Annotated in this window: 11 protein-coding genes, 1 tRNA gene, 1 other RNA gene and 1 pseudogene; 8 read left to right on the top strand and 6 right to left on the bottom strand. The window is 73.7% G+C overall.

The window, feature by feature from the left end; translation table 11 throughout:
- Window positions 1-3 precede the first annotated feature (3 nt).
- Complete coding sequence (locus ABEB00_RS31250) at window positions 4-234, bottom strand: hypothetical protein (protein WP_345624028.1); 231 nt, start codon at window positions 232-234, stop codon at window positions 4-6.
- A gap of 164 nt (window positions 235-398) precedes the next feature.
- Between ABEB00_RS31250 and upp the strand changes: the two genes are divergently transcribed.
- A complete protein-coding gene (gene upp, locus ABEB00_RS31245) occupies window positions 399-1034 on the top strand; it encodes a uracil phosphoribosyltransferase (RefSeq protein WP_345624027.1) in 636 nt (211 codons plus the stop codon).
- Between the two features lie 34 nt (window positions 1035-1068).
- Here upp and ABEB00_RS31240 read toward each other — a convergent pair whose 3' ends face one another.
- The 3 genes from ABEB00_RS31240 to ABEB00_RS31230 all read right to left on the bottom strand — a co-directional run bounded on the left by ABEB00_RS31240 (window position 1069) and on the right by ABEB00_RS31230 (window position 3061).
- Window positions 1069-1710, bottom strand: a complete 642-nt coding sequence (locus tag ABEB00_RS31240) for a LytR C-terminal domain-containing protein (protein WP_345624054.1) — start codon at window positions 1708-1710, stop codon at window positions 1069-1071.
- Between the two features lie 211 nt (window positions 1711-1921).
- Window positions 1922-2218 carry a type II toxin-antitoxin system VapB family antitoxin gene (locus tag ABEB00_RS31235; protein WP_004943146.1) on the bottom strand — a complete coding sequence of 99 codons (297 nt, stop codon included), beginning with the start codon at window positions 2216-2218 and terminating at the stop codon, window positions 1922-1924.
- Window positions 2219-2437: 219 nt separating this feature from the next.
- Window positions 2438-3061, bottom strand: coding sequence for an HhH-GPD-type base excision DNA repair protein (locus tag ABEB00_RS31230; protein ID WP_345624026.1), 624 nt, complete (start codon window positions 3059-3061; stop codon window positions 2438-2440).
- Window positions 3062-3114: 53 nt separating this feature from the next.
- Between ABEB00_RS31230 and ABEB00_RS31225 the strand changes: the two genes are divergently transcribed.
- Complete coding sequence (locus tag ABEB00_RS31225; protein WP_345624024.1) at window positions 3115-3612, top strand: cupin domain-containing protein; 498 nt, start codon at window positions 3115-3117, stop codon at window positions 3610-3612.
- Window positions 3613-3911: 299 nt separating this feature from the next.
- Window positions 3912-5762: a copper resistance CopC/CopD family protein gene (locus ABEB00_RS31220; RefSeq protein ID WP_345624051.1), complete on the top strand. Its 1851-nt coding sequence runs from the start codon at window positions 3912-3914 to the stop codon at window positions 5760-5762.
- A 129-nt stretch (window positions 5763-5891) separates the two neighbouring features.
- On the opposite strand, the pseudogene ABEB00_RS31215 reads toward ABEB00_RS31220, so the two are convergent.
- Window positions 5892-6720 (bottom strand): annotated as a pseudogene (locus ABEB00_RS31215) (phosphorothioated DNA-binding restriction endonuclease).
- Between the two features lie 122 nt (window positions 6721-6842).
- Window positions 6843-6930 (bottom strand) — tRNA-Ser (locus ABEB00_RS31210).
- A 74-nt stretch (window positions 6931-7004) separates the two neighbouring features.
- Between ABEB00_RS31210 and ffs the strand changes: the two genes are divergently transcribed.
- From ffs to ABEB00_RS31185, 5 genes are all read left to right on the top strand, one after another.
- Window positions 7005-7099, top strand: an RNA gene (ffs, locus tag ABEB00_RS31205) — signal recognition particle sRNA small type.
- 48 nt (window positions 7100-7147) lie between these two features.
- Window positions 7148-9745 carry a DNA polymerase III subunit gamma and tau gene (locus ABEB00_RS31200; protein ID WP_345624023.1) on the top strand — a complete coding sequence of 866 codons (2598 nt, stop codon included), beginning with the start codon at window positions 7148-7150 and terminating at the stop codon, window positions 9743-9745.
- A gap of 189 nt (window positions 9746-9934) precedes the next feature.
- The gene (gene purD, locus ABEB00_RS31195; RefSeq protein ID WP_345624021.1) at window positions 9935-11188 is read left to right on the top strand and encodes a phosphoribosylamine--glycine ligase; all 1254 of its coding nucleotides are present in this window, start codon (window positions 9935-9937) and stop codon (window positions 11186-11188) included.
- A 341-nt stretch (window positions 11189-11529) separates the two neighbouring features.
- Entirely contained in the window at window positions 11530-11664 is a 135-nt protein-coding gene (locus ABEB00_RS31190; protein ID WP_345624020.1) for a hypothetical protein, read from the top strand.
- A 17-nt stretch (window positions 11665-11681) separates the two neighbouring features.
- Window positions 11682-13009: M48 family metalloprotease (locus ABEB00_RS31185; RefSeq protein WP_345624018.1), on the top strand; the 1328-nt coding region annotated here is incomplete at its 3' end.

The following is a 13009-nucleotide window of genomic DNA, read 5'->3' as shown; positions in this document are numbered from 1 at the left end:
GCTCTACCAGCGGAATGTGCGCATCCGCATCTGGTGGCGCAGCCGTGCCGTCTTGGCCCGGCGCGGCTGCACCCGCGCTCTCAGTTCTCTGGCCTCCGCCAGCTCACGCAGGAACTGGGCCCGGCGTCGCCGCCGCTCGCCCTCCGGGTCCGCCGCCTGCTGCCGCGCCGCCCGCTCGGCCTGGCCGTCCGGTTCCTCACCGGACGGCGTGTCGTGCAACTCCTGGTCACGCACCGTCTCACCACCCCGAATCCGTTCCTTTCGCCTTCCCCCGCGAGAGGGGTTCGACGCGGGCGAGCGGGTGAAGGACCGGCGACGGGTCTGTTCCGCGGGGCCGGCGAGGGGCTTGTCCCACAGCGGGGACGCCGGGCCCACGGCGCCCGGTTACTGTGGGGGACATGCGTCTCCACGTCGTCGACCACCCCCTGGTCGCCCACAAACTCACCACGCTGCGCGACCAGCGCACCGATTCCGCGACCTTCCGCCGTCTCGCCGACGAGCTGGTCACCCTGCTCGCCTACGAGGCCACGCGCGACGTACGCACCGAGCAGGTCGACATCCGGACGCCCGTCCAGCCCACCACCGGCGTCAAGCTCTCCCACCCGCGCCCGCTGGTGGTGCCGATCCTGCGGGCCGGCCTCGGCATGCTCGACGGCATGGTCCGGCTGCTGCCGACCGCCGAGGTGGGCTTCCTCGGCATGGTGCGCGACGAGGAGACGCTGCAGGCCAGCACCTATGCCTCGCGCATGCCGGACGACCTCTCCGGCCGTCAGGTCTACGTCCTGGACCCGATGCTGGCCACCGGCGGCACCCTGGTCGCCGCGATCCGGGAACTGATCCGGCGCGGCGCCGACGACGTGACCGCCGTGGTGCTGCTCGCCGCGCCCGAGGGCGTCGAGGTCATGGAGCGCGAGCTGGCCGGCACCCCGGTGACGGTCGTGACCGCCTCGGTCGACGAGCGGCTGAACGAGCAGGGCTACATCGTGCCGGGCCTCGGCGACGCGGGTGACCGGATGTACGGGGCGGCCGAGTAGTCCCCGTCCTTCGCGGTACGGGGAGGCGGTCGGCTCAGCAGCCCTTCGAGGGGCTCGGGGACGGCTCGGGCTCGGACGCGGTCAGCCGGGCCAGTGCCGTGTCCGCCGCCCCCTTCTTCGCCAGCCCCTTGAAGCCGTCACCGATGACGAGGTCGACCTCGGCCCCCTTGCGGGCGGCGTCGGTACGGAGTTCGGCGGCCGGAAGCTGGGTGCCGAGCAAGGGCAGCGAGGTCTTCAGGGACGCGGCGGGGCCGAGCAGGACGCCGACGCCCTTGACCTTCTTGTCGAACTGTTTCGGCGCGTTGCCCACGTCGCCGATGCGGAAGCCGCGCTTCTTCAGCTCGTCGGCGGTCGCCTTGGCGAGGCCGCCGCGGGTGGTCGCGTTGAGCACGTTCACGGTGACCGTGCCGGGCTTCGGCACGGCGGCGACGGCGCCGACGGCGCTGGGCGAGGTGTTCGCCGCGGCCGCGTCGGCCCGGTGACAGCCGCCGCCCCTGGTGCCCGCGGCCGTCGCCTCGTCGCCTCCGGTGAAGACGTCGACGAGTTGCAGCGTGCCCCAGCCGAGGACGCCGAGGACGGTGGCACCGGCGGCGGCGAGGAGAGCGAGCCTGCCGCGCCGCCGGGGACGCCGCATCCGCGGGTACTTGTCACCCGTGATCCGGTACTTGCCGCCCATGCCGGGGGGAGTCAGCATGCTCATGAACGCAGCGTAGTGCGCCATGGCGGCAATGCCTATTAGACGATCATTCGACACCGCCGGGTTCGACCAAAAGGGTTAACCGGGCCGGGCGTCGGGGTGGGGCCGGGATGCGACCGGAGTGCGGTGGGGCGCGGTGGAGCGCGGTGCGGGCGGGGCCGGGATCTCAGTCGGGACGTCTGCCGGACCCTCAGTCGAGTTCGAGCACGCGCGCGTGCAGCACCTGCCGCTGCTGCAGCGCCGCACGGACCGCGCGGTGCAGCCCGTCCTCCAGATAGAGGTCGCCCTGCCACTTCACGACGTGCGCGAAGAGGTCGCCGTAGAAGGTGGAGTCCTCGGCGAGGAGCGTCTCCAGGTCCAGTTGCTGCTTGGTGGTCACGAGCTGATCGAGGCGGACCGGGCGCGGCGCGACGTCCGCCCACTGGCGGGTGCTCTCCCGGCCGTGGTCGGGGTACGGCCGGCCGTTTCCGATGCGCTTGAAGATCACACGGAAAGCCTACCGGCCCAGACGTTCCGGGCGCAGCCATGGAGGCGGAGTGCGCGGCGGAAAGTGACCCGGCAAAGACGGCAAAGAGGGGCATGGCGGCCCCGGTGCGTGGCTGCCGGGCGACGCCCCGCTCCTCGCCCCCATGACCTGCCCCCTCCACGACCCACGCCCGCGTCGAGTCCTTCGTGGACCTACGCCCGCGTCGAGTCCCTCGTGGACCTACGCCCGCGTCGAGTCCCTCGTGGCCTTCGTGGCTTTGGTGGCCTTCGCCGCCTTCGCCGCCGCCTTCATCTCCTGTTTGTGGGCGCGGACCTTCGACAGGGACTCGGGGCCGGTGATGTCGGCGACCGAGCGGAAGGAGTCGGGCTCGCCGTAGGCACCGGCCGCCTCGCGCCAGCCGTCCGGGTGGACGCCGAGCTGCTTGCCGAGCAGGGCGAGGAAGATCTGCGCCTTCTGCTTGCCGAAACCCGGCAGTTCCCGCAGCCGTCCGAGCAACTCGCGGCCGGAGCCCACGTCCCGCCAGACACCCTCGGCGTCACCGTCGTAGTGGTCGGCGAGGTACTGGCACAACTGCTGGACACGGCCCGCCATGGAGGCCGGGTAGCGGTGCACCGCCGGCTTCTCCGACAGCAGCGCCGCGAAACCCTCCGGGTCGTACGTGGCGATGGCGTGCGCGTCCAGATCCTCCGCGTCCATCCGCCGGGCGAGGGTGGCAGGGCCCTTGAACGCCCACTCCATCGGGATCTGCTGGTCGAGCAGCATCCCGATCAGCGCGGCGAGCGGGCTGCGGCCGAGCAGCGCGTCGGCCTCGGGGTCCTGGGCGAGGTGAAGGGTGACGTCCATGGACCGATGATCGCGTGTCGCTCCCCGGGCCGCCCGTCGGTAATCTCCCCGGGATGAACCCGCTGATGCCGCCGACACCCGGGCAACTCGTCGCGCACTACGGCCTGGAGCCCCTTCCGCGCGAGGGCGGCCTGTTCCGGCGTACCTGGTCCGGACCCGAGCGCGCCGACGGCCGCCCCGAGGGCTCGGCGATCGTCGCCCTGCTGACCGGCCGCCCCGGCGACTACTCCGCCCTGCACCGCCTGCCCACCGACGAGACCTGGCATTTCTACCTCGGCGACCCCTTGGAACTCCTCCTCCTCGCCCCCGACGGCACCGCCCGCACCGAGGTGCTCGGACCGGATGTCCTGGGCGGCCAGCACGTCCAGTTCACCGTCCCCGCCGCCACCTGGATGGGCGGCCGGGTCGCGGCGGGCGGCGCGTGGACCCTTTTCGGCTGCACGATGGCACCGGGCTTCACCTACGAGGACTACGAGCACGGCGACGCCGCCGCCCTGACGACGCGCTACCCGGCCGAGACCGCGCGAATCCTGAAACTGTGCCGGCCCTGAGCGCTCCGGGACTGCGGCCGGCCCGCTGAGCACCCCGCCGCCCCCATCCGTACCTGTCCCCGAGGCGGCGGACCGCGAGGCGGGGTGATGACGTGAGACACGACGACGGACGCGGCGACGGATACGACGACGGATACGACGACGGATACGACGACGGATACGACGACGGATACGGCGACGGACGCGGCACCGGCACGGGACGAAGGGGAGCAGGGGAGAAAGCGCATCGGGAAGTACGGGGGGCAGCGCGTCGGGAAGTACGACGGCACGGCGCCCGCCGGCGAGTGGAACGGCTGGTGCTGCTGCTGGGCACCACGCTGATCCTGCTCCTCCTCGGCGGTACCGCGCCGGCCTCCGCCCACGCCGCGCTCACCGCCACCGCCCCCGACGACGGAACCGTCCTCCCTCGCGCCCCCCGCCACGTCACCCTGACGTTCACGGAGTCGGTCGGCCTGCGCGACGACTCGTTCCGCGTTCTCGACCCCGACGGCCACCGCGTCCGCACCGGCGAGGCCGGGCACGCCGGCGACCGGTCCGACACCGCCCGCGTCACCCTGCCGGACCGGCTCGCCGACGGCACCTACACGGTGGCCTGGCGAGTGGTCTCCGCCGACAGCCATCCGGTCTCCGGCGCCATGACCTTCTCGGTCGGCGCGCCCTCCGCCACAGCCGCCGCGGCGGACACCGGCCCCACCGAGGACCCGCTGACCGGCGCCCTGCACAAGACAGCCCGCTACCTGGCCTACCTCGCCGTCGCGCTCCTCGTCGGCCCGGCGGCGTTCGTCGCGCTCTGCCGTCCGCCCGACCCCGCGCCGCTGCGCGCCCTGGCGGCGACGGGCTGGTGGAGCCTGCTCGCGGCCACCGTCGCCCTGCTGGTGCTGCGGGCCCCGTACGAGGCGGGCACCGGCCCGGCGACAGCCTTCGGCACCGGCGCCCTCACCACCACCCTGACCACCCGCCCCGGCGCGCTCCTCCTGGTGAGGCTGGCCCTGCTGCTACCGGCCGCCCTGCTCCTCGTACCCGTCTTCCGTCCCAGGGGCCCGGCCGGCCGGCCAGGCCCGCTCACGACCGCCACCGGCCCGCCCCTCGCCGTAGCGCTCGCGCTGACCTGGGCCGCCGCCGAACACGCCGCCGCCGGCATCCAGGTCCCCACGGCCGTCGCCTCCTCCGTACTGCACCTGCTGGCCACGGCGGTCTGGCTCGGCGGCCTCGCCGCCCTGCTCACCCTCCTGCGGCACACCCCGGCCACCGCGCTCCCGGCCACCGTCGTCACCCGCTTCTCCCGCCTCGCCGCCGCCTCGGTGACCGTCCTGGCCGTCACCGGCGTCTACCAGTCCTGGCGCGGCCTCGGCTCCTGGTCCGCGCTCACGGACACGACGTACGGCGGGCTGCTCCTGACCAAACTGACGGCGGTCGCCCTACTCCTGACAGCGGCGGCTGCCTCCCGCCGATGGACCGCCCGCCTGCCGGCCACGCCCGCACGAGCGCCCCGCGTACGCGCACCCGCCCCCGAACCCGCCACCGGCCCCCCACTCCCCCCACCACTCCCTCCGGAAGGCCCACGACCCACCACGTCCGCCGCAGCCGTTACGTCTGTCTCGTCCACCACGGCCGTTACGTTTGTCTCGTCCGCCACGGCCGTTACGTCTGCCAGGGCCGATCACCATCGCCGCGCCCTGCGCCGCTCCGTCCTCACCGAGGCCGCCGTCGCGGCCGTGGTCCTGGCCCTGACCACTGTGCTCACCAGCACGGTTCCGGGCCGCGCGGAGACCGAGGCGGCCCGCGCCGCACCGGTGGGCGCGCTGCCGCCCGCCTCCGTCACCACGATCCCGTTCGACGTAGGCACGCCCGGTGGCCGGGGCACCGTCCAGCTCACCCTGGACCCCGGCCGCACCGGCGACAACGCCGTCCAGGCCGTGATCCTCTCCGCCGACGGCGGCTTGACCACCGTCCCCGAACTACGCCTCACCTTCAGCCTCCCGACCCATGACCTCGGCCCGATCAACGCCCGACTCATCGACCGAGGCGGCTACTGGAGCACCAACGCCGTCACCCTTCCCCTCCCCGGCACCTGGACGGCGAAGGCCACGGTGCGGGTCTCGGAGGTGGACCAGGTGAGCGCGGTGGGGCGGGTGCGGGTGGAGAACTGAACGGACGCGACCGGCCACGCGGTCCCGACCGCAGCCGCGCCCTGCCTCGGTACTGCCCGGCACGCGAAAGTCCTCCACCTCCTCGCTTGACCGCTTGACCGCTTGACCGCTTGACCGCTTGATCGACGGTCAGGCGGACGCGGCGGGACGTGGGGTGCCGTGGAACACCTGGCTGGTGTGCCAGGAACGGTGGGCGGTGGCGATGGGGCGGACGCCCGGCTGCGGGCCGATGAGGGGACGGCCGGCGAGCACGAGGACGCCCTCGCGGGCCGCGGTGCTGTGGCCGACGAAGCTCTGCGAGACCAGGATGCGGTGGCCCCCGGCAGGGCCCTCACCGAGACCGAGCACGCCCTTGTCGAACAGCTTGTGGTGCAGCGAGCACAGACACAGCCCGTTCTCGACGTCGTCCGGTCCGTCAAACGCCCACCAGCGCACATGGGCCGCCTCGAGCCCGACCGGCACCGCGCCGATCCTGCCGTCGTACCCGCAGAAGGCGCACTGGTACTCGTACGCCGTCAGCACCATCTCCCGCATCCGCCGGTCCCGTTGCCTGCGCGCGGCCGAGAGCGGCATCGAGAACGGTCCGGTCTCGGCCTCCTCCAGCTCCAGGCCGACGGCTTCGCACAACTCGCCGTGGAGGGAGGGCGGGAAGTTCAGATCGAGCAGCACCCGTGCCATCCGGCCGAGCAGGGACGGATCCCGCCGCAGCGCCGCTCGTAGCTCCGGCGTCAGGCGCCCAGCGGCGCCGGTCGCGCGCAGTTCCCCGACTCCGGTTACCGGGACCGTATTCGGCGAGCAGGCCCCGCAGATCCTCCTCCACGGCGCTGAACCGCAGCTCGCCCTCGGCGTCCTGTTGAAACCGGCTGAGCGCGTACAGAAACAGCAACGGCTTGTGCGGAGCCCGTGCCCCGCTCCTCGTCCACTGCCGCAACCGCGCGGTGCGCTCGACCCAGTCCATGGTCGGCGATCGTAGTGGCGGCTCGGTTCGGCCAGGAGTGAGGAGACGGGAACTGAGACGGACAACGTCGAAGGGCCCCACCTCGCGGTGGGGCCCTTCGACGTATTGCCCGGTGAGAGCAATGGCGGAGGATACGAGATTCGAACTCGTGAGGGGTTGCCCCCAACACGCTTTCCAAGCGTGCGCCCTAGGCCACTAGGCGAATCCTCCGGTCGGAACATTACATGACGGCGGAGGGTGCTCGCGAACTCGTTGCCAGGCCCCCGGATCAGGTAACCTGTTGCGCAGCCCCTCACGCGGCGCTATCTGACTGAACTCCCCCAGGGCCGGAAGGCAGCAAGGGTAGGTCGGCTCTGGCGGGTGCGTGGGGGGCGTCTGCGTTGCCGGGCCGACCGGTTTGTCGGTGGGCGCCTATAACCTCGTATGCGTGTCGTCTCTCGCGCTCTACCGCCGCTACCGCCCGGAGTCCTTCGCCGAGGTCATCGGGCAGGAGCATGTCACCGACCCGCTGCAGCAGGCGCTGCGGAACAACCGGGTCAATCACGCGTACCTGTTCAGCGGTCCGCGCGGCTGTGGCAAGACGACGAGCGCGCGCATCCTCGCCCGCTGTCTGAACTGCGAGCAGGGCCCCACGCCGACCCCGTGCGGCGAGTGCCAGTCCTGCCAGGACCTGGCGCGCAACGGCCCCGGTTCGATCGACGTCATCGAGATCGACGCCGCTTCGCACGGTGGTGTGGATGACGCCCGTGACCTGCGGGAAAAGGCGTTCTTCGGGCCTGCGGGCAGCCGCTACAAGATCTACATCATCGACGAGGCCCACATGGTCACGTCGGCCGGCTTCAACGCGCTGCTCAAGGTCGTCGAGGAGCCGCCGGAGCATCTCAAGTTCATCTTCGCCACCACCGAGCCCGAGAAGGTCATCGGGACCATCCGGTCGCGCACCCACCACTACCCCTTCCGGCTGGTTCCGCCCGGCACCCTGCGGGAGTACCTCCACGAGGTGTGCCAGAAGGAGGGCGCCACGGTCGCCGAAGGGGTGCTGCCGCTCGTGGTGCGGGCCGGCGCGGGGTCCGTGCGTGACTCCATGTCCGTCATGGACCAACTGCTGGCCGGAGCCGGTGACGACGGTGTGACGTACGCCATGGCGACCGCGCTGCTCGGCTACACGGACGGCTCACTCCTCGACTCGGTGGTCGAATCGTTCGCCTCGGGTGACGGCTCCGCCGCCTTCGAGGTCGTGGACCATGTGATCGAGGGTGGCAACGACCCCCGCCGCTTCGTCGCCGACCTACTGGAGCGGCTGCGCGACCTGGTGATCCTGGCCGCCGTGCCGGACGCCGCCGAGAAGGGGCTGCTGGACGCCCCGGCCGACGTCGTCGAGCGGATGCAGGCCCAGGCGCGGTCCTTCGGTGCCGCCGAGCTGAGCCGCGCCGCCGACCTGGTCAACGAGGGGCTCACCGAGATGCGGGGTGCCACCTCACCCCGTCTCCAGCTCGAGTTGATCTGCGCGCGCGTGCTGCTGCCCGCCGCGTACGGTGACGAACGCTCGGTGATGGCCCGCCTGGACCGCATCGAACGTGGCGTGCACTTCTCCACGGGCGCGGGGCTGCCCGCCGCAGGGTACGTGCCTGGGACGGACGTCCACGGCGGCATGGGAGCGGGCGCGGCTCCCGTCGCGCCGGTGCCCCCGGCGCCGCAGGGTTCCCCGGTTCTCCAGAGTCCCCCGGTTCCGCCCGGGGGCGGGGCGGCCGCCGCCCGAGCCGCGGTACGGGCGGCGGGGCCCGGGCCGGCGGGACAGGGCGCTGCCGCCAGCGCTCCCGCGAGCCCTGGTTCGAGCCCCGGTCCGGGTGGTGGCGTGAGCGGCGGGGCGGTGCCGACCGGTGGGGGCAGCAGCGCTTCCGGTGACCTCGCCGGTGGCTCCGCCATCGGTTCCGACGGCGTCCGCGGGGACGGGCCCGGGGGCGTACCCGGCGGAGCCGGCACCGTCAGTGACCCTTCCGCCGGTACCGCGAGCCGCCCCGGTGGTGGCCCGGGAGTCGGTCAGTCCGCCACGCCCACGCCTCCCACCAGCACCCAAGTCCACCAAAACACCACAAACAACACAAACACCACAACCTCCCACGCCCCTCACGCCGCCCCAGCCGCCCCAGCCGCTCCTGCTTCCCCTCCTGCCTCCGGGCCCGCGCCCGGGGCCTGGCCCACCGCGGCCCCGGCGGGTGGCGGCCGCCGGCCGGGGGGATGGCCGACGGCGGCATCCGCCGGTGGCGGCGCCCAGCCGTCGTCCGCACCCGCCGCCCCGGCTCCGGCCCAGACCCCGACACCCGCTGCCGCGGCGCCGGCACCCACCCCCGCCCCCAGCGCTCCGAGTGGTGGCGCCGGCGGCCTCGACCCGCGCATGCTCTGGCCGAACATCCTGGAGGCGGTCAAGAACCGTCGCCGGTTCACCTGGATCCTGCTCAGCCAGAACGCCCAGGTGGCCGACTTCGACGGCACCTCGCTCCGGCTCGGCTTCGTCAACGCCGGTGCCCGTGACAACTTCCTGAGCAGTGGCAGCGAGGAGGTGCTGCGGCAGGCGCTGGCCGAGCAGTTCAGCGTCCAGTGGAAGATCGAGGCGATCGTCGACCCGTCCGGCGGCTCGGCACCCCCGCCGCCCTCCGGTCCCTCCGGCCCGCCCGGCTTCTCCGGCCCCTCCGCGACCTCCGGCGGCAACGGAGGCGGGAGCGGTGGCGGCTACGGCGGTGGCGGTGGTGGTGGCTACGGCGGTGGAGGCGGCGCTTCCGCATCCCGCCCGGTGGCATCGGCCCCGGCCCCGGCCCCGGCAGCTCCCGCCCCCTCGGCGGCCCGGTCGGCCTCCGGCCCTGCCCCCGCGTCCCGCCCGCCGGCTCCCGAGCCGCCGCCGGTCTCCATCGAGGACGACATCCCGGAGGACGACGACCCCGACTTCAACGAATCGGCCCTCTCGGGCAGGGAACTCCTCGTCCGGGAACTGGGGGCGACGGTGATGGAGGAGATCCCGCACGAGTAGGCGCCCCGGAGGCACGCCTTCCGAGCCGGGGCCCTCCCCCCACCCGAAGAGTCAAGCCTTCCGGACCGGGGCCATCCCCTCCCCTCCCGTCCCTCGGAGGAACCCACGAACCCCGGCGCTCACCCTCCTCGGAAGTCCCTACAGAAGCCCCTACAAAGGGGCCCCGCCCGTTCCCGTAGGCTGACCCCCGTGAAGGTCCTCGTCATCGGCAGCGGTGCCCGCGAACACGCCCTGTGCCGTTCCCTGTCCCTCGACCCCGACGTCACCGCGTTGCACTGCGCCCCGGGCAACGCCGGCATCGCCGAGGTCGCCGAGCTGCACCAGGTCGACGCCCTCGACAGCGCGGCCGTCTCCGCCCTCGCCACCCGGCTCGGCGCCGAGCTGGTCGTGGTCGGCCCGGAGGCGCCCCTGGTCGCCGGGGTCGCCGACGCCGTGCGGGAGACGGGCATCCCGGTCTTCGGCCCCTCCAAGGAGGCCGCGCGACTGGAGGGCTCCAAGGCGTTCGCCAAGGAGGTCATGGCGGGCGCCGACGTACCCACCGCGCGTTCATACGTCTGTACGACACCGGAGGAGATCGACGAGGCGCTCGCCGCCTTCGGCGCCCCCTACGTGGTCAAGGACGACGGTCTCGCCGCCGGCAAGGGCGTCGTCGTCACCGAAGACATCGAGGCCGCCCGCGCCCACGCCGCCGCCTGCGAGCGCGTGGTCATCGAGGAGTTCCTCGACGGCCCCGAGGTCTCCCTGTTCGCCGTCACCGACGGCGACAACGTCCGCCCGCTCCAGCCCGCCCAGGACTTCAAGCGCGCGCTCGACGGCGACGAGGGCCCGAACACCGGCGGCATGGGCGCCTACTCCCCGCTGCCCTGGGCCGACCCGAAGCTCGTGGACGAGGTCGTGCACACCGTCCTGCAGCCCACCGTCGACGAGATGCGCCGCCGCGGCACGCCGTTCTCCGGTCTCCTCTACGCCGGTCTCGCGATCACGTCCCGCGGCATCCGCGTGATCGAGTTCAACGCCCGCTTCGGCGATCCCGAGACGCAGGTCGTGCTGGCCCGTCTCGACACCCCGCTCGGAGGTCTGCTGATGGCCGCCGCCACCGGTAACCTCGCCGACCTGGAGCCGCTGCGCTGGAACGACCACGCGGCGGTCACCGTGGTCGTCGCCTCGCACAACTACCCCGGCACCCCGCGCACCGGCGACCCGATCACCGGCCTGGACGAGGTGGCCGTGCGGGACGCCCCGCACGCGTACGTCCTGCACGCGGGCACCCGCACCGACGGTGACGCCGTGGTCAGCGCCGGCGGACGCGTCCTGTCCGTCACGGCCACCGGCACGGACCTCACCGAGGCTCGCGACCGCGCCTACCGGGCCGTCGCCCGCATCGGCCTCGACGGCTCCCAGCACCGCACGGACATCGCGGCGAAGGCGGCGGCAGACGCGTAGGCGGCTGACGCGTAGGCGGCAGACGCATAGGGCCCAGCCGCCCGCCGCCCATCACCCGCCGCCCGCCGCCCATCACTCACCGCCCCCCGGCGCTCCCAGCGTGCCCCTTGGCTGCGCCCTCTCCACGCCCTCCGCGCCCTCACCAGGCCCCGGGTCCGCCCCAGGAACCGGGGCCTGATCCTTGCCGTCCGTCATCCACCTCTCCCCAAAGCCATTCCATCGAGTGACCGCTGCCCCATATGGCTGACGCGCACCGGGCCCCCAACTAGGGTGCGGCGCAAGCATTCCGGCACTTGGCCCACCGGCATTGCGATGTCAGTGGCGGGTGCCACAGTGGGGGAGTGAGCACCACCAGGCAGCCCGAGAGCCGGACGGACGACCGCGCGGACAACCGTACGGACGACGGCGCGGGCGGCAGTACGCACAACCACAGCGGCACGGACGACGGCACGGCCAACGCCTCGAACAGGCAGTGAGGGGACGAGATCCGGTCATGACCGGCATGGGTGTGGAGGAGCGGGGTGCGCGGGCCGCCCGGGCCCGGGCCCTGGCCGTGCTGCGCATCCGCAGCCGCGCCCTGGCCGTAGCCCTGCTGCCCGCCGCGGCCGCCGTGATCCTGCTCGCGGGCGTTGCCACCGGCCACCTCGTCGGCGCGGGCTGGGACGCCGTCCGCTGGGCCGTCTCGGTGTTCGCCCTCCTCGTCCTGCTCGCCGCCGCGGGCGTGGCCGCCGTCGTCACCCGGGCGCGGCCCGCCGTCAGCCCCACGGTCGCGATCGCCGAGAGAACGGCACCGGACCTGTACCGGCTGGTGCGCGACCTCGCCGACCGGCTCGACGTTCCCGCCCCGTCCGCCATAGCCCTCACCCCGGACTGTGACAGTTGGCTGGAGGACCGTACCCATCCGGCGCACGGACCCCCGCCCCCCGAGGAGCACGGGGACGTGGCGGGCACGGACGGGCAGCCGCGCCGCCGGACCACCGCCGCGCCCGTCCTCGTGATCGGCTCCCCTTTCCTGTGGTGGATGCGGGTCGGTGAACTCCGCGCCGTCCTCGCCCCCGTCGTCGCCGGTACGGGACCGTCGGCGCACCCCGACATAGCCGCCGCCCGGCGTTTCGTACGCGGACTGGACGCGGCCGTGGCGGTGGCCTCGGAACCGGACCGGCATCCGCTCGCCCGGGGCGCGCTCGCGGGCGTCGGCGCGGTCGCCCGCGTCCTGCTGCGCAGTTGCCGGGTGCACGCGGCCGAGATGGAGCGCGGAGTCGCGGTCGCCGCCGCCGAGCGCGCACAGGCCGTGGACTACGGGCTGCGGATCGTCGCCCAGGAACAGGTGGGCCTGGCCTACGCGGGCTGGGACCGGCTGCTGACCCGGGTGGCGCTGCCCGCCTGGCGGATGGGCCGCTGGCCCTCCCGGCTGGATGTGGGGGTCGTCGCGGCCCTCACCGAGCTGTCCCGGCGCGACCGGCTGGCCGAGGGCTTCACCTCCCGGCTCGGCGAACGCCCCGCGTGCGATCTGCTCGAAGAGCCCGGCACGGTCGACGAGGCCGCCTCCCTGCTCGCCGCCCGTCTCTTCCACGGCAGCCCCGCCGAGCCCGGCGCGGACTGGGCGCCGGTGGAGTGGCACGAGTACCCGGAGGAGGTGGTCGACCGTACCTGGCGCACCGACGCGGCCCGTCTCCACCGTGTCCTGGACTCCCTGGGCGTCCGCCGCGCCCCCGGCACCACCGCCCCCGGCCCGGAGGGCCCCACCCTGGCCCGCGTCCTGGACCACCTCACGGACCCGCCCCCCGCCACGACCCCCACCCCTCCCGTCCCCACCCCTCC

It is taken from the genome of Streptomyces ziwulingensis, assembly GCF_039542605.1.
Classification (GTDB): Bacteria; Actinomycetota; Actinomycetes; order Streptomycetales; family Streptomycetaceae; genus Streptomyces; species Streptomyces ziwulingensis.
Note: the sequence above shows the minus strand (reverse complement) of the source record. Positions and strands in the feature narration are given on the sequence as shown.